The organism is Kocuria tytonis, assembly GCF_003226895.2.
Lineage (GTDB): Bacteria > Actinomycetota > Actinomycetes > Actinomycetales > Micrococcaceae > Kocuria > Kocuria tytonis.
Genome location: NZ_PNJG02000001.1, coordinates 225,553 through 241,497, shown reverse-complemented (window position 1 = coordinate 241,497; position 15,945 = coordinate 225,553). Strand labels below are relative to the sequence as shown.

Here is a 15,945-nt window from a genome sequence, read left to right as displayed (position 1 = left end):
GGGGCACACGTGTCAGTGCTCACGCGAGGTCACTCGCGCGTGGTGCTTCAGCGGCGGGGGGCCTCGCCGTCACGGCCCAGACCGTTGCGGTCCACGTCGGTCTCGACGTCGACCTGCTCCTTGCGGACGTCGGCCTCGACGCGCTGGGTCTCGCGGACTGTCTGCTTGTTCAGCCCGACCTCCTCGACGGCCACGGCTTCCTTCTCGACGACGGGGCGCTCCTCGTGCAGGGTCACGTCCACCTCTTCCTCGCCGATCCGGCCGGTGCGGGCCTCGGTGCCGTTGAGCGGGGTGCGCTCCACGGTGACCTCTTCGCGCTCGACGGGGACGTCGACGGTCTCGTGGTCGGTCACCACGTACTTGCGCAGGCGGGCGTGGCCAGCCTCGCCCTCCTGGGTGCCCACGTTGAGACGCTCCTCGTGACGGGTCACGGAGGCGTTCTCGCCGGCAGCGGCGCGGCGGTCGTGGTCAGCACCGGTGCGGTCGCGGTCGGTGAGGTCCCGATCGCGATCGGCGGCGAGACGGTCGCGGTCGGCGTCGTGGCCGTTCGCGTGACGGTCACCCGCGGCGGTGCCGGCGACACCCGCGGTGCCCGCGGCGGCGGCGTTGCGCTCGCGCTCGTTGCCGGTGTTGTGCCCACCGTCGAAGTTCATCTCGTAGTAGCGGTAGAGCTCCTCCTCCTCGGCCGGGGAGAGGTGCTGGTCCGCGTCCACCTTCGGCGCGTCCTTGATGACGTCCTTGGTGTAGGGCAGCACGACGCGGTCGCCGTCCTGGTTGGCGCCCTTGACCGGCACGAAGTTCTCCTTGGCGCCGAACAGACCGGTGTTCACGGTCAGGAAGGTCGGCTCACCGGAGTTGTCGTCCAGGAAGACCTGCTCGACCTTGCCGATCTTGTCACCGTCAGAGCCGTAGGCCGTGCTGGACAGAATTGCATTCACGTCGAACGTGGACATCGCATTAACTCCTCAGTAAGTCTCTGCTCGCGGCGCACGGGTTGCGCGCCGCAGGCCGCCGCACCTGAAAACGGGTGTGCGGTCTGGCTTCGTGACACATATTACGGGCACAACCGAGTCGCGGTATGGATTTCTCTCACGGAAAAACCGGCGCGCCGTTGCACGTGACGCATCCACATCTGTGGTGGGCCGGGGCCGTGGCGGGGCCTGCGGGCCCGGGAGCGTGTTCTGCGGCACAATGGGCAGGACCGAGCGGTGTGGCTCCCCGGCCGATGCCCGGGTGATTCACACCCGCACCGCAGCAGGACGAGGACGGAGCTCCGACGTGTGGGATGCACTGGTCGACAATCCATGGATCTTCTGGCTGATCATCATGCTGGCGCTCGCCGCCATCGAGATGCTCACCCTGGACTTCCTGTTCCTCATGATGTCGCTGGCGGCGCTGCTCACGGCGGGGATCAGCCTGGTCCTGGACAGCTTCACCGTGCAGGTGGTGCTCTTCGCGGTGGTCTCGGTGCTGCTGATCTTCCTGATCCGCCCGTGGGCCCTGCGCAGACTCAACCGCTCGACGCCCACCACCCGCTCCAATGCCGAGCGCCTGGTCGGACTGCCGTGCACGGTCCTGGAGCCCGTGACCCGGCACAGCGGTCTCGTGCGGCTGGAGGGGGACGTCTGGACGGCCCGCGCCGCCACGGAGGCGGAGCTGCCCGAGGGTTCCGAGGCGTACGTCCACCGGATCGACGGCGCCACGGCCGTGGTCTCCGACACGGTCCCCGTCCCGTCCGAAACCGCCGAAGGCCGCCGCCGGACCCGCTCCTAGGCGGCACGGGCGCCGTCGCGCCACCCGCAGCGCGGACCCGACGGCGCCCCACCGCACCCACCGAGCGGGTCACCGAGCCGCCCGGCCCCCACCGAAAGGACCCCATGTCACTCGTGATCCTCGTCTTCCTGATCGTGGTGGTGCTCGCCGCGGTCATCGCCCTGATCAAGGCGGTGCGCATCGTGCCGCAGTCCCGTGCCGGGATCGTGGAGCGGCTGGGCAAGTACCAGTCCACGCTCAACCCCGGGCTGCACTTCCTGATCCCGTTCATCGACCGGCTGCTGCCGCTGATCGACCTGCGCGAGCAGGTGGTCCCGTTCCCGGCGCAGTCCGTGATCACCGAGGACAACCTGGTGGTGGGCATCGACACGGTGGTCTACTTCCAGGTCACCGACCCGCGGGCCGCGACCTACGAGATCACCAACTACATCCAGGCCGTGGACGAGCTCACTAGCGCCACGCTGCGCAACGTGGTGGGTGGTCTGAACCTCGAGGAGACGCTCACCTCGCGCGACAAGATCAACGCGGAGCTGCGCGGCGTCCTGGACTCCACCACCGGCCGGTGGGGCATCCGGATCTCCCGCGTGGACATCAAGGAGATCACTCCCCCGCCGTCCATCCAGGACTCCATGGAGAAGCAGATGCGCGCGGAACGGGACCGTCGCGCGGCGATCCTGACCGCCGAGGGCGAGAAGCAGTCGCAGATCCTCACCGCCGAGGGCTCGCGCCAGGCCTCGGTGCTCTCCGCCGAGGGTGACGCGAAGGCCGCGATCCTGCGCGCGGACGGCGAGGCGCAGGCCATCGCCAAGGTGTTCGACTCGATCCACCGCGCCAAGCCCACCCAGAAGCTGCTCGCGTACCAGTACATCCAGACCCTGCCCAAGGTGGCGGAGGGCAGCGCCAACAAGGTGTGGATGATCCCGGCGGAGCTCAGCACCGCACTGCGCGGCGTGGGCTCCTACCTCAACCCCGGTTCCGGTGACGGGCCCGAGGCTGACGACTGGGAGGACGAGAACGTCGCGCCTGCCGGCACCGGCAACGACGCCCCCATCGTGGAGCACGAGACCGTGACGGTCACCGAGAAAGACCTGGAGCCGGACCTGTCCCTCACGGATCCGAGCGAGTTCGACATGCCGGACTCGCCGTACACCTCTCCCATTGCGCAGGAGGCCATGGACCCGCACGTGGCGGGCACGCAGGCCTCGGACGAAACGGTGCAGGGGGCCGGGGACCAGGGTTCCACGGCCCGGCACGCGCAGCCCGGTGCCGCCCCGGAGCCCCGGGCCGGGAATGATTTGGGCTGAGGCCCCGTTACGCACACCGAACAGGACGGGTCGGCGCATCGACCGTGCGGCAGAACCCTGGTGCGCGCGCCCCGTGTGACCGTACGTCAGGAAGGATCGTCGCGTGAGTGATCGCAGCCTACGAGGGATGCGTCTGGGCTCCCAGTCCATGGAGACCGAGGCCGGCGTGGAACCCGCACCCCGGCAGCGGGTGGAGTACCGCACGGCGGACGGCGAGTCCGTGTCGGTGATGTTCGCCGCGGAGGCGGAGATCCCCCCGGTGTGGACCACCAAGACCGGTCAGGAGGCGATCCTCGTCAACGGCGAGAAGCCCGTGAACCCCAACGAGAAGCACCAGCGCTCCCACTGGGACATGCTGCTGGAGCGGCGCAGCGTCGCGGAGCTCGAGGAGACCCTGGAGCAGCGGCTGGCGTTCTACAAGGAGCAGCACGCCGTCTGAGCGGCACACGACTGTGGCCCCCGTCCTCGGACGGGGGCCACAGTCGTGTGCGTGCCGGGTCACGGCTGCGGGGTGCACCCCGGGCACCACGCTCGGGGTCGGCAGGTGCACGTCCGTGCCTCGCGCCGGGTGACGGTGGTCAGCGGCGCAGCCCCAGTTTGCGCGCGAGGGTCTCGGCGCGCGCGGTGAGACCCCACCGGGCCACGCTCGTGGCGGCCTCGATGGTGACGTCGTTGCTCATCTTGGACACGCCCTCCTCGCGCTCCACGAACGTGATGGGAACCTCCGCGATCCTGAAGCCCTGCCGCTCGGCGCGCCACGCGAGGTCGATCTGGAAGCAGTAGCCGCGGGAGCGCACCGAGCCGAGGTCCAGTGCCCGCAGGGTGGTGTCGCGGTAGGCCCGGAACCCGCCGGTGATGTCGTGGACGGAGGTGCCCAGCAGGATGCGGGAGTAGAGGTTCCCGCCACGGGAGATGAGCTGGCGCTGCAGCGGCCAGTTCTCCGTGCGTCCGCCCGGGACGTACCGCGAGCCGATGGCCATGTCCGCGCCGCGGTCGACGGCGTCCAGCAGCAGGGGCAGCTGCTCCGGCTGGTGGGAGCAGTCCGCGTCCATCTCCACGAGGACGTCGTAGCCGTGCTCGAGGCCCCAGGCGAAGCCCGCGAGGTAGGCGGGCCCCAGGCCCTCCTTCTTCGCGCGGTGCAGCACGTGGATGTGCGAGTCCTGCCGGGCGAGCCCGTCCGCGAGGTCCCCCGTGCCGTCCGGGCTGTTGTCGTCCGCGATGAGCACGTGGGCGTCCGGCACGGCCGCGCGCAGGCGTGTGATGACCGTGGGCAGGGATTCACGTTCGTTGTACGTGGGGATGATGGTGAGAACTCGCACCGGGCGTCCTTTCATGCCGCTGGCAGCCGGGCACCCGAGCCCGGACAGACCACTGGGCAGGCCCATCCGCCTTCGGACCAGAGTCGGCGCGGGGCCGCGCTCTGTTTTCTAAGGACGGATGGACCCACCCGGCAGTAAGAACTCAGTCTAACCTCAGGGGACCCCAGGTCCAAGATGGAACGGGTGGCTCAGGGGCGGGGTTCCGTCCCGGCCACGAGCCGCCCCGCGACCACGGTGGCCTCGCAGCGCGGCAGCCGGGCGTCGTCGAGGGCCGGCAGCACGGGGGTTCGCGCCCTGGGATCAGTGCTCCAGGACGCGCCCGTACCCTGGGCCTGCTGCACCATCACCGATTCCGCGTCCCACACGGTGAGAGTGGCCTCCGCTCCCGGGACGAGCTGGCCCGCGAGCGGTTGCGCTCCGGGCCGGGCCCGCCACGCCCCCCGTGTGAGGCCCAGGAACGCCGCGCGCGCCGAGGTGCGCAGCCGCTCGTGGGGCGCCTCCAGCGCGGCCTTGACCGCGGCCCACGGCTCGGGGTCCTCCGTCATGAGCGTCACGGGCACCCCCGCGCGGGAGAGGTCCCGCAACGGTGCCCGCCCCGGGATGCAGGACGCCGTCAGGGACAGCGCCGCCATGCGTCGGCACTGCTCCTCGCTCGCGCCCCCCACACCCACGATGCGGTGGTTCCGGGCACGGAAGGCCCGCTCCCCCACGTGCTCCTGCGCCGCCTCGGCCGCCTCCAGCAGGGCGTCGAGCCGGTCGTCGCCCGACGACGCAGCCGCACCCGCTCCGTCGGGCATCGCACCGTGGGGGTCCCCCTCCGTCAGGGGCAGCACGAGCACCGCCTGCAGTGCGGCGCGTGTGCAGGCCACGAGGTGCTCCCGAGCGGACTCCCGCAGGGCGGGGAGCGCCGGCAAGGTCCCGGCGTCGAGACCGAGCGCGGGCGAGGGCAGGTCCGACGCGTCCAGCTCCTGCTCCTGCGTGGCGGCCCGGATCAGGACGGGCAGCGCGTGGGCGCCGTCCGCGAGCACGCGTTCGGTGGCCGCGGCCAGTGCCTCGGGATCGGATCCCAGCAGCTCCACCGCGCCGTACCCCTGGGACGTGCGGGGTGGAGCGGGTGCCGCATCCGCGTCGTCACCGGGTCCGGCCGCGTCCGCGTCCACCGGCAGGCGGTCCGGCACCCGGTGGTGGGCGACGAACGCGGGGGTGACCACGGCTGCCCGCAGGTCACCGGGGGTGACGCCGGGGCCCGCCATGGCCCGGGCGGCGTCGTCCGAGCCGAGCCACGCCACGGTGGCACCCGCCAGCAGGACGGCCGTGGCGAACGGGTCCGCCGGTGAGTACACCGATCCGTTGACCCACACGCGGGTTCCGGGTTCCTGAGACTGCATGTGCTTCCTTCCGCTGCGCCGCGCAGCCGACCCGCCCGGCGCCGTTCTACTGTTCGAAGACGCTGTACTCGACCACGCCGCGGCGCACCGACTCGATGGCCTCGTGGGCGGTGTCGCGCAGTGCGGGGTCCAGTCCCGCCACGGCGCGCAGCTGGTCCAGGACGTCGATGGTCTGCTTGGCCCAGCGCACGAAGTCGCCGGCGGCGAGGTCCGTGCCCGTGAGCGTGCGGGTGAGCGTGGCACCGCGGGCCCAGCGGTACATGGCCTCCGCGAGACCGAGCTCGGGTGCCGCCGTGAGGGGCAGGCGGTGCTCGGCCTCCTGGGCGGAGAGCACGGACCAGTTGTCCACGAGGGTCTGCACGGCCGCCTCCATGGCGGCGGTGGGCAGCTTGGGACGGGCGCCCTGGTCCTCGCGGCGCGGCTGGTACACCAGGGCCGTCATCACGCCGGCGAGTCCGGGGGCGTCCAGTCCGTCGAGGAAGCCGTCCCGCAGGCTCAGGGCCAGCAGCAGGTCCCGTTCGCCGTACAGCCGCCGCAGCTGCTCGCCGGCCGCCGTGGGGTGCAGCCGGCCGGACTCGTCCCGGTGCAGGTAGTGGAAGTGCGCGAGCACCGCGCACACGCGGTCGAAGGTCGCGGCGATGCTGCCGGTGCGCCCGGCGATCTGCTTGCGCAGCCCCTGGGTGTCCTTCTCCAGCTTCCACGCCCGCTCCGCCCACCGGGCGTGGTTCTCGCGGTCGGAGCAGCCGTGGCACGGGTGGGAGCGCAGCCGACGGCGCAGCTCCTCGATCCGGTGGTCCCGGGCGGAGGTGCCGCGGTCGAAGCGGATGGCGTGGCCGCCCGAACCGGAGCGCGCCGGGCGGTGCTCGCGCAGCGCCGCGCGCACGGTGGACGCGAGGTCCTTGCGCTCCTGGGGGGCCTTGCCCGAGAAGTTCTTGGGGATCCGGATGCGGGACTCCGGTGCCAGGGGTCCGTCGAGGTCGTTCACGCCCACCCGGCGCAGCTTGCCGTCCACCGTGAGGATGTGCGGACGGGGGTCGAACGGGTGGGCGTCCGCGCGCAGCACCACGGCCCACCCGGCGTTGCGGCCCTGGGGGATGTCGATCACGTCCCCGGGCAGCAGGTCCTGCAGGGACACGGCGGCGTCGCTGCGCTGGCGTGCCGTGCGGGATTTGCTGGCGGACTTCTCCTCCGCGGCGAGCTCGCGGCGCAGCGCGGCGTACTCGGTGAAGTCCCCCAGGTGGCACGTCATGGCCTCGCGGTAGGCCTCCAGGGTCTTCTCCTGGGAGCGCACGCGCTTGGCGATCCCCACCACCGAGCGGTCCGCCTGGAACTGGGCGAAGGAGGTCTCCAGGATGGACCGCGAGCGCTTCGCGCCGTAGCGGGCGATCAGGTTGGTGGACATGTTGTACGTGGGACGGAAGCTGGAGTTCAGCGGGTACGTGCGGGTGGACGCGAGCCCGGCCACGGCCTGCGGGTTCATGCCGTCCCGCCACAGCACCACCGCGTGGCCCTCCACGTCGATCCCACGCCGGCCCGCGCGCCCGGTGAGCTGGGTGTACTCCCCCGGGGTGATGTCCACGCGGGCCTCCCCGTTGAACTTGTCCAGGCGTTCGAGCACCACGGACCGGGCCGGCATGTTGATCCCCAGCGCCAGCGTCTCGGTGGCGAACACGGCCTTGATGAGGCCCTCCGAGAACAGCTGCTCCACCACCTCCTTGAACACCGGCAGCATGCCCGCGTGGTGGGCGGAGACACCGCGGACCAGCCCGTGGTACCAGTCCTCGTAGTTCAGCGCCGCGAGGTCCGCGGTGGACATGTGGGCCGTTGCCTCGGCGGCGAACGCCTTGATGGTGCGCTGCTCCTGCGGGGTGGTGAGCCACAGGTCCGCCGCGACGCACTGGCCCACGGCGGCGTCGCACCCGGCGCGCGAGAAGATGAAGGTGATGGCGGGCAGCAGCGCCTCGGCGTCGAGCCTGCGCAGCAGGTGGGGGCGCGAGATCCGGTCCTGGCGCCCGGTGCGCGGCTCCTGCTGGTGGCCGCCGCGGCGTCGGTTGCGGTGTCCCGGGCCGCGTCCGCCCGCGCGTCCGCCGCGGGGGTGCTGGGAGCGGAAGAGCCGCAGCAGCTCGGGGTTGACCTCGGGCTCGTCCCGGTGCTTGTCGGAGTGCCGCTGCGCGGCCTCCTCCACGGTGGTGTCGTCGAGGAACAGGTCCAGCAGCTGCGGTCCCACCTGGACGTGCTGCCACAGTGGGACGGGGCGGTGCTCGGAGACCACCACGTCCGTGCTGCCGCGGACGTCGTCCAGCCACGCGCCGAACTCCTCGGCGTTGGAGACCGTGGCGGACAGGGACGCCAGCTGGACGTGCTCCGGGAGGTGGATGATGACCTCCTCCCACACCGCGCCGCGGAACCGGTCCGCGAGGTAGTGCACCTCGTCCATGACCACGTACCCCAGGTTGTTCAGGGTGGACGAGCCGCCGTACAGCATGTTGCGCAGCACCTCGGTGGTCATCACCACCACGTCCGCCTCGGAGTTCACGGAGGTGTCCCCGGTGAGCAGCCCCACGCGCCCGGAGCCCCAGCGGCGGGAGAACTCGTGGAACTTCTGGTTGCTCAGGGCCTTGATGGGGGTGGTGTAGAACGCCTTCTTGCCCTGCTGCAGGGCCAGGTGGATGGCGAACTCCCCCACCACGGTCTTGCCCGCTCCCGTGGGGGCCGCCACCAGGACGCCGCGCCCCTCCTCGAGCGCCCGGCACCCCTGGGTCTGGAAAGGGTCGAGCTCGAAGTCCAGGGTGTGTTCGAAGGCCGAGAGTTCGGTGCCCGCGTGGGCCGCGCGGGCCTTCGCGGCCATGTACCGATCGGCGGGGGAAGACATGCTCCCAGCGTACGCGGTGGCCCCGACACCCGGTGACCGCCGGTGCGCTCAGTCCCCGGCCGCCGAGCTGCCCATGGAGCGCAGCTGCTCGGCCGAGGTCCCCCGGTCCGCACTCGCGCCGGTGGCCGCGGCCTGCTTGGCCTGCTTCCTGGCACGGCGCCGGTCCAGGTACAGGCACAGTCCCACGGCGACGAAGAAGAGCACGAGCAGCGGGATGGCCAGGTACAGCATGGTCACGGGGTCCGGGCCCGGAGCGGCCATGGCGGCCACCACCAGGACGACGACCACCACGACGCGCCAGGACTTCAGCACGGTGCGCCCGGAGAGCAGCCCCGTCATGTTGAGCCCCACGAGCAGCACGGGAACCACGCACGAGATGCCGAACGTGAGGATGAGCTGCAGGAAGAAGCGCAGGTAGGTCCCGGCCTCCACGAAGTTCGCGCCGCCCTCCGGGGTGAAGGCCGTGAGGGCGTACACCGCCGCGGGCAGGGCCGTGACCGCCATGGCGCAGCCGCCCAGGAACAGGGGGATGGACGCGGCCAGGAAGCCGATGGCGTAGCGCCGCTCGTTCCTGTGCAGCGCCGGGGTGATGAACGCCCACAGCTGGTACAGCCACACGGGTGAGGCGAAGATCAGCCCGAGCACCACGGCCACCTCCACCATGGTGTTGAAGGACCCGCCCACGGACGAGTAGTTGATGGTCGCGGTGCGCCCGGATTCGGCGAGGCGCTGCAGCGGCTCGGTGATGTACTGCATGAACGGCTCGTAGGCCATGAAACCCAGCACCGCTCCGAGCACCGTGGCCACGGCGGACTTGATCAGCCGGTTGCGCAGCTCCCGCAGGTGCTCCCTGAGGGCCATCTGCGCCTGCGGGTTGTGCCGCCGCGCGGTCGCCTTCTTCCGCGCCCGACGCTGCTGGCGGGCGGACGCGCCCGCGGTCCCGGAGTCCGTGGTGGGCATGGTTCCCTGACCTCTCTGACGGGTCGGGTGCCCGCACGACGAGGGGCCGGACCGAACGGCCCGGCCCCGTCACGCCGTGCGGGCACCGCTGAACGAACGACGATCAGGCGGTGGGGCGCTGGTTCTGGTCCACCGCGGGCGCCTGGGCGGGGGCTCCGGGGGCGGGGTCCTGCACCACGGTGGGCTGCGCGGCGGGAGCCGACTGGGCCGTCGTGGTGGGCGGAACCGGTGCGGGCTGAGCGGCGGCGGTCTGCGTGGGCTGCGGGGCAGCCGGCTGGGCGGCGGTGCCGCCGACGGTCTGGCCGTGGGCCACGGGCTGCCCGTTCACCGTGACGTTCGGCTCGTCGTCCTTCTTCATCTCCTTGACCTCGGACTTGAAGATGCGCATGGACTGGCCCAGGCTGCGCGCCATGCCGGGGAGCTTCGGAGCACCGAAGAGGAGCAGGATGACCACGAGGATGAGGATGAGGGTCACGGGGCTGTCAGCCAGACGACCGAACATGGCGGAGTCCTTTCTGTTCGGCTCGGACGAGGTCCCGGTAGCGCTGCGGCAGTCCCCGGTCCTCCTTGCGCTGCATCCGTCGGATGAGCCGAGCCGTCTGTCGTTGGTCCCGGCCGCTGCGGTAGGCGGCGCGGGTGTCGTTCACCGGGGTGAACATGGCGGGTGGTGCGGGTGTGCGCAGAGGTGCGGGCTGCCCCTCGATCGCGGCGTTCCAGCGCTCCGAGAAGTCGGTGGCCGTGCGTTCGAGATCGTCGAGGGCCGGGAGGACCTGCCGCCTCAGCACCCGGTAGAGGAGCACCCCGAGGAATGCGGCACTGGCCAGGACCACCACGGTCCACAGCACGACCCACATCCACCAGAGCATGCCACCCAGTATAGGCGTCCCGGTGCTAGGAGCGCCCGGGGCCCTGACCCCGACCGCTGCTGTTCAGCCACTGTTCAACCGCGGCCACGGCCTCCGGCGGCGAGACGACCCCCACGTGCCCCGCGTGGCGTGTGACCAGGGAGGACAGGGCGTCGAGGGTCGGGAAGTCCACCTCCGCGGCCACGAACTCGGGCAGCGGTCGGGGGCCGCGCGCGCTCCGGGAGCGGGCGGCGTCGCCCGGCTGGGAGTTCACCGCGAGATCCCCGCCACCGGAGTGGTCCGCACCGGCGGGCGCGGGCACCGCGACCGCCACGAACCGCTTGGCGTGGTAGTGCTCCACGATCCACCGCCCGCGGCGGTCCGTGACCACCACGGCCTGCACAGGTCGGCGCTTGGCCGGCTGGATGCTGGAGCGGACCTCGGACTCCATGCGCGGGTGCACCTCGGCCTCGCCGGCGTCCTCGCACCCCACGATCCGGTCCGCGCGGAAGGTGCGCGGCGCATCGGCCTGCAGGCACCAGCCGCGCACGTACTGGTGGCCGTCCGAGAAGATCATCCGCACGGGGTCCACGAGCCGCTCCGTGACCTCGTCCCGGGAGGCCACGAGGTAGCGCAGCCGCACGCGCCGCCCGGCGGCGATGGCGCCGCGCAGCTGCGCGACGAGCGCGGTGTCCCGGGGCTCCGCGGCGGCGTCGCCCTCCGGTGCGGCCAGGGCGTCCGCGAGCGGCAGCGCGTCTGCGGCCGTGGCGACCTTGCGCATCGCGGAGCGCACCACGCGGCTGTCACCGCCGGGCACGGCCTGCAGCGTCTGCAGGCCCATGAGCAGGGCGGACGCCTCCGGCACCGTGAGGCGCACGGGCTCGGAGAGCTCCTGCGCGTTGCCCAGGTAGATGTGGCCGTCGTCCCACGAGGCGTCGATGAGCTGGTCCGGCAGGTGCCCCGGGCGTCCGCACACGAACAGCGTCTGCAGGTCGCTGACCAGCTCCGCGTCCGTGATCCCGAAGTGCCGGGCGGTCTCCTCCAGCTCCGCGCCCTGGTGCGCGTAGACGTGGCGCACGATGTGCAGCAGCCGCGCGAGGTGGTGCTCGGTGCTGGCCTTGGCCGCGCCCTGGCGGCGCTGCTTGCCCCACTGCACCCGCACCCCGGCCATCCGGGCCTGGAACGCGCGGGCGTCCTCGAGCCGGCGCGTCACGGCCTCGGCCACCGCGGCCTGGGTCTGCGGGGCCACCGCGGAGCCCGTTCCGCCCACCGCCACGGGGTCCCGCGGCACCCAGGCGTCCGGGCCCGCGGCGCACACCTGCTCGGCGGCGGACTCGGTGTCGTGCACCGCGAGCTCCACGGCGTCGAAGCCGGCCGGCGCCCGCCACGAGGACGACGCCGCCGGGGCCGCGATCCGGCGCAGCAGCTGTCCCGCGCCCTGCCGGACGAGGACGAGCACGCGGACCTGCGGCGGCTGGCGCACCATGCGGGCGAGCTGCCCGCCCATGGAGAAGTCCCGGGGCGGTTCGAAGGTCTCCCGCGTGACCGCCACCTCGGAGATGATCCGGGACAGCCGGAACGTGCGCTGCGCACCACGGTCCGTGTCCCACCCGGCGAGGTACCACGCGCCGTAGCGCGAGCCCACGCCCCAGGGCTGCACCGTGCGCTGCGTGTAGGCGCCCGTGCGGTCCACGTAGTCGAAACGCACGGTGCGGTGCGCGAGCACGGCCGAGAGCAGCGGCTCGAACGCGGGGTCCGCCACCGCCACGGTGGGCTGCACGTCCCGGCCCGGTGTCGCCTCCGCGCTCAGGGCTGGTTCCAGCTTGTCCAGCGCGCGGCGCGCGAGCCGGTCCTGGGCGGCGTCGTTCCACGCGCCCGCCGCGACGGCCAGCACCGCGGACTCCTCCGCGCTGAAGCGCACCTCGGGCAGCCGGTAGGAGCCCCGGGGCACCCGGTAGCGGGGGGTGAGCTGTGCGTCCGAGGCCCAGGGGTCGTCGTCGGGGATCTCCTCCACGGGGTACCCCAGGGAGCGCAGGTGCGCCTTGTCGCGCTCGAACATCCGCTCGAAGGCGTCCTGGTTCCCGGCACGGTCGTACCCGGGCACGATGGCGCGCAGCTGCTCACGCGTGTACCCGGACTCACGGTCCAGCAGCGCGATCAGCAGATTCAGCAGGCGTTCGGCCGAGGCCGTGGTGGAACGGCGGGCCGACTCGACGGAGCGGGGCGGCATTCAGCGGACGTCGAGCAGGTCCACCACGAAGATCAGGGCCTCGTCCGGGCCGATCTGGGCTCCGGCGCCGCGCTTGCCGTACGCCATCTCGGAGGGGATCTCCAGCCGACGGCGCCCGCCCACCTTCATGCCCAGCAGACCCTGGTCCCAGCCCTGGATGACCTGGCCGACACCCACGGTGAAGTCCAGCGGCTCACCGCGGTTCCACGACGCGTCGAACTCCTCGCCGCCCGAGTACGTGACCCCCACGTAGTGGCAGGACACGGTGCTGCCCGGGGTCGCTTCCTTGCCGCTGCCCCGGATCAGGTCCGTGCTCCGCAGCTCGGTGGGCACGGGGTCCTGGGGGAAGTCGATCTCCGGCTTGGAGCGGTCAAGCTTGCGCTGTCCGAATGACACGGGCTCTACCTTTCGTCGTGGGCCCCGGGGCGGGGCCGTGCCGAGGGCCTAGTGTAGCGGCCCTCACTTGCCCGGTGCGGACTCCCGCGGCTGGGACGAGGCGCCGCCCGATCCCTGGGGCGCGGCGGAGGACGACGGCGCCGCGCCCGGGGCCTTCTCGGCGGCCGCGGGAGTGTCCGTGCGGCCCAGGACGTCCACCACGAACACGAGCGGACCCGCGGGGTACTGCGCGTCCTTGCCGAGTTCCTTGGCGGTGCCGTACGCCTTGTCCGTGGGCACCACGATCTCCACGCGGGACCCGACCTTCTTGCCGGCCAGCCCCTCCTTCCACCCCGCGATCACGTGGTCGAGGGGGAAGGCCACGGGGGTGCCCTTCTGGTAGGACGAGTCGAAGACCTTGCCGTCCGCCCAGCGCACGCCCACGTAGTTGGCCACCACGGTGTCCGAGGACTTCACGGTCTCGCCGTCACCCTCGATGAGCACGTCCGTGGCGAGCTTCTTGGGCTCGGCGCCGGAGGGCTTGGCGATCGTGGGGGTGCCCTTGTCGTCCTGCTTCACACCCGGCATGCCCTTGGCGGGGGTCTTCATCTCCCCCTTGAGCGGGGCCATGATCCTCTTGGTGACCTGGTAGACCTCCACCGAGGTGGAGTCGTCCTTCTCGTCACCGGCCTTGCCGCTGGTCTCGGGGGAGCTGTAGGCGATGATCTCCCCCTCCTTGGCGTCGGTCAGGGCGTCGTACATCTGCGGCAGCTGGTCCTTGAGCTGGTCGTTGACCGTGAGCACCTGACCCGCGCCCTTGCTGTAGGTGTCCCCCAGGGGGGAGGCGTCCGAGCCCTTGTACAGGGCCGCCTGGAGCATGACGTTGTCCCCGGGGTCGATGTCCGGGCCGGCTCCCTCCTTGAGCACCTTGGTCTTCGCCTCGTCCACCTTCAGCGGTGTCTCGAAGGAGACCGACGGGGCCTTGCCGTCGGACGGCTCGCCGGACAGTTCCACGGAGTCCCACCCGGAAGCACCGCATCCGGTGAGCAGCAGGGACAGGGCGGCGGCGGTGGCGCCGACGGGGATGATCTTGCGCACGAGGGTGTGACCTTTCAACGGGGGTGTGGCTCGGGTCCAATGTAGAGGACGCCCGTGGACCGCGGCTGGAAGAGCACCCGGAGCCCACGGCGCCCGGGTCCGTGGGCGGGGCTCAGACGTCCCCCCGGGTGATGTCCCGGATCACGTCCTCGACGTCCTGCTGGGTGGTGGCGAACGGGTCCTTGCACATGATGGTGCGCTGCTGGTGCTCCCCGTTGAGCTTCAGGTGCACCCAGTCCACGGTGTGGTTCACCCCGGCGTCGTGGGCGGCGGCCACGAAGCGCCCGCGCAGGCTCGCGCGGGTCCCCGGTGCCTCGACCAGGGCCCGGGAGACATCCTCCGGGCTCACGAACGACTCCACCGCCCCGCGGCGCTCAAGCATGTGGAACAGCCCGTGGGTCGCGGAGGTGTCGTGGTAGGCGAGGTCCAGCTGCACCATGCGCGGGTGGGAGTAGTCCATGTCGTGGGAGGCCGCGTACGAGTCCAGCAGCTTCTTCTTGATGGCCCAGTCCAGCTCGCGGTCCACGAGCGAGGCATCCTGCTCCGCCACCGCGCGCAGTCCGCGCTCCCACAGGTCCAGCACGCGGTCCACACGGTCGTGGTGGGCGCCGTGCCGGGCCACGAAGCGCGTGACGGCGTCGAGGTACTCGTGCTGCAGCTCCAGGGCGGAGCGCCGCTCGCCGTTCGCCAGCTCCAGTGCGGCCGTGCCCGTGAGGTCGTGGGAGACCACGCGCAGCGCGGTGGCCGGGTCCGCCAGGGTGCGGTCCGGGAGGATCTGACCGGCCTCGATCATGCGCAGCAGCAGGTCCGTGGTGCCGATCTTCAGGGCCGTGGTGGTCTGGGACATGGACGAGTCCCCGGTGATCACGTGCAGCCGACGGTAGTGCTGGGCGTCCGCGTGCGGTTCGTCCCGGGTGTTGATCATGGGTCGCGAGCGCGTGGTGGCGGAGGACGAGCCCTCCCAGATGTGGTCCGCGCGCTGCGAGAACGAGTAGCTGGGTGAGCCGTCGCCGGGGGTCAGGGCACCGAAGGGCGGCTGGCCCGTGGGGTGCACCCGCCCGGCACCCACGAGGATCTGGCGGGTCACCAGGAACGGCAGCAGGTGCTGGACCAGGCGCGCGAACTCGGTGCGCCGGGAGATCATGTAGTTCTCGTGCGAGCCGAAGGAGTTCCCGGCAGAGTCCACGTTGTTCTTGAACAGGTGCACGGTCCCGCCCACGCCCTCCTCGTCCAGGGTGCGCTGGAGCTGGGCGCGCAGGTCGTCCACGATCCGCTCCCCCGCCGCGTCCTGGGCCACGACGTCGTGCAGCGTGGCCGCCTCCGCCGTGGCGTACTCGGGGTGGGAGCCCACGTCCAGGTAGAGCCGCCCGCCGTTGGGGAGGAACACGTTGGAGGCCCGCCCCCACGCGAGCACCGGGGCGAACAGGCGCCGCGCGGCGTCGTCGGCGCTCAGGGCGCGACCCTGCGGGGCGCTGTGGGTCAGCCCGAACTCGGTCTCGATGCCGTAGATCCTGCGGTCCACGGCGTCACTGCCCGCCCTTCTGGACGAAGCCCTTCACGAAGGCCTCGGCATTGGTCTCCAGGACGCCGTCGATCTCGGCGAGGAGGTCGTCCGTGCCCTGCGTGTCGTGCCGGGCCTGGGCGGCGCCCGAGGTGGGCGGGGTGGCCGGGTCCGGGGCGTCCGTCTCCTCCTCGCGGCGGGATCCGGTGCCGAAGATGCGTTCCTGTGCCATGTTCTGCTCCTGGTGTCGTGCTGGTGGGTGCTGCGCGGGTGCCGGGTG

Annotated in this window: 15 protein-coding genes; 3 read left to right on the top strand and 12 right to left on the bottom strand. The window is 72.0% G+C overall.

The annotated features are described in order from the left end of the window. Window positions 1-47: 47 nt before the first annotated feature. Entirely contained in the window at window positions 48-953 is a 906-nt protein-coding gene (locus C1C97_RS01190) for a DUF2382 domain-containing protein (protein WP_121029751.1), read from the bottom strand. A gap of 325 nt (window positions 954-1,278) precedes the next feature. Between C1C97_RS01190 and C1C97_RS01185 the strand changes: the two genes are divergently transcribed. The 3 genes from C1C97_RS01185 to C1C97_RS01175 all read left to right on the top strand — a co-directional run bounded on the left by C1C97_RS01185 (window position 1,279) and on the right by C1C97_RS01175 (window position 3,516). Beyond that, window positions 1,279-1,773 (top strand): NfeD family protein, encoded by a 495-nt coding sequence (locus C1C97_RS01185; protein WP_110920209.1) that lies wholly within the window; start codon window positions 1,279-1,281, stop codon window positions 1,771-1,773. A gap of 104 nt (window positions 1,774-1,877) precedes the next feature. Then, a complete protein-coding gene (locus C1C97_RS01180; RefSeq protein ID WP_121029749.1) occupies window positions 1,878-3,077 on the top strand; it encodes an SPFH domain-containing protein in 1,200 nt (399 codons plus the stop codon). Window positions 3,078-3,180: 103 nt separating this feature from the next. Next, entirely contained in the window at window positions 3,181-3,516 is a 336-nt protein-coding gene (locus C1C97_RS01175) for an RNA polymerase-binding protein RbpA (RefSeq protein ID WP_110920211.1), read from the top strand. A 139-nt stretch (window positions 3,517-3,655) separates the two neighbouring features. Here C1C97_RS01175 and C1C97_RS01170 read toward each other — a convergent pair whose 3' ends face one another. The 11 genes from C1C97_RS01170 to C1C97_RS01120 form a co-directional block, all read right to left on the bottom strand. Next, window positions 3,656-4,396, bottom strand: coding sequence for a polyprenol monophosphomannose synthase (locus C1C97_RS01170; RefSeq protein WP_110920212.1), 741 nt, complete (start codon window positions 4,394-4,396; stop codon window positions 3,656-3,658). Between the two features lie 188 nt (window positions 4,397-4,584). Then, complete coding sequence (locus C1C97_RS01165; protein ID WP_110920213.1) at window positions 4,585-5,784, bottom strand: amidohydrolase family protein; 1,200 nt, start codon at window positions 5,782-5,784, stop codon at window positions 4,585-4,587. A 46-nt stretch (window positions 5,785-5,830) separates the two neighbouring features. After that, entirely contained in the window at window positions 5,831-8,656 is a 2,826-nt protein-coding gene (locus tag C1C97_RS01160; protein WP_121029747.1) for a DEAD/DEAH box helicase, read from the bottom strand. A gap of 48 nt (window positions 8,657-8,704) precedes the next feature. Then, window positions 8,705-9,616 (bottom strand): twin-arginine translocase subunit TatC, encoded by a 912-nt coding sequence (gene tatC / locus C1C97_RS01155; protein WP_233542646.1) that lies wholly within the window; start codon window positions 9,614-9,616, stop codon window positions 8,705-8,707. A gap of 103 nt (window positions 9,617-9,719) precedes the next feature. Continuing rightward, a complete protein-coding gene (tatA, locus tag C1C97_RS01150) occupies window positions 9,720-10,118 on the bottom strand; it encodes a Sec-independent protein translocase subunit TatA (RefSeq protein ID WP_233542645.1) in 399 nt (132 codons plus the stop codon). Then, on the bottom strand, window positions 10,099-10,482 hold the full coding sequence (locus C1C97_RS01145; protein ID WP_121029745.1) for a hypothetical protein: 384 nt from the start codon (window positions 10,480-10,482) through the stop codon (window positions 10,099-10,101). The genes tatA and C1C97_RS01145 overlap by 20 nt, the downstream gene beginning before the upstream one ends. 25 nt (window positions 10,483-10,507) lie before the next feature. Next, the gene (locus C1C97_RS01140) at window positions 10,508-12,691 is read right to left on the bottom strand and encodes a WYL domain-containing transcriptional regulator (RefSeq protein ID WP_121029743.1); all 2,184 of its coding nucleotides are present in this window, start codon (window positions 12,689-12,691) and stop codon (window positions 10,508-10,510) included. Further along, window positions 12,692-13,087, bottom strand: a complete 396-nt coding sequence (locus C1C97_RS01135; RefSeq protein WP_121029741.1) for an FKBP-type peptidyl-prolyl cis-trans isomerase — start codon at window positions 13,085-13,087, stop codon at window positions 12,692-12,694. Window positions 13,088-13,150: 63 nt separating this feature from the next. Then, entirely contained in the window at window positions 13,151-14,164 is a 1,014-nt protein-coding gene (locus tag C1C97_RS01130; RefSeq protein ID WP_121029739.1) for an FKBP-type peptidyl-prolyl cis-trans isomerase, read from the bottom strand. A 112-nt stretch (window positions 14,165-14,276) separates the two neighbouring features. Next, on the bottom strand, window positions 14,277-15,686 hold the full coding sequence (gene pafA, locus C1C97_RS01125; RefSeq protein WP_121029737.1) for a Pup--protein ligase: 1,410 nt from the start codon (window positions 15,684-15,686) through the stop codon (window positions 14,277-14,279). A gap of 4 nt (window positions 15,687-15,690) precedes the next feature. After that, the gene (locus C1C97_RS01120) at window positions 15,691-15,897 is read right to left on the bottom strand and encodes a ubiquitin-like protein Pup (protein ID WP_110919427.1); all 207 of its coding nucleotides are present in this window, start codon (window positions 15,895-15,897) and stop codon (window positions 15,691-15,693) included. Window positions 15,898-15,945: the final 48 nt, after the last annotated feature.

Coding starts and splice junctions, on each gene's coding strand:
- C1C97_RS01190 (WP_121029751.1), bottom strand. CDS start 953: ATGTCCACGTTCGACGTGAATGCAATTCTGTCCAGCACGGCCTACGGC.
- C1C97_RS01180 (WP_121029749.1), top strand. CDS start 1,878: ATGTCACTCGTGATCCTCGTCTTCCTGATCGTGGTGGTGCTCGCCGCG.
- C1C97_RS01165 (WP_110920213.1), bottom strand. CDS start 5,784: ATGCAGTCTCAGGAACCCGGAACCCGCGTGTGGGTCAACGGATCGGTG.
- C1C97_RS01160 (WP_121029747.1), bottom strand. CDS start 8,656: ATGTCTTCCCCCGCCGATCGGTACATGGCCGCGAAGGCCCGCGCGGCC.
- tatC (WP_233542646.1), bottom strand. CDS start 9,616: ATGCCCACCACGGACTCCGGGACCGCGGGCGCGTCCGCCCGCCAGCAG.
- tatA (WP_233542645.1), bottom strand. CDS start 10,118: ATGTTCGGTCGTCTGGCTGACAGCCCCGTGACCCTCATCCTCATCCTC.
- C1C97_RS01145 (WP_121029745.1), bottom strand. CDS start 10,482: ATGCTCTGGTGGATGTGGGTCGTGCTGTGGACCGTGGTGGTCCTGGCC.
- C1C97_RS01140 (WP_121029743.1), bottom strand. CDS start 12,691: ATGCCGCCCCGCTCCGTCGAGTCGGCCCGCCGTTCCACCACGGCCTCG.
- C1C97_RS01120 (WP_110919427.1), bottom strand. CDS start 15,897: ATGGCACAGGAACGCATCTTCGGCACCGGATCCCGCCGCGAGGAGGAG.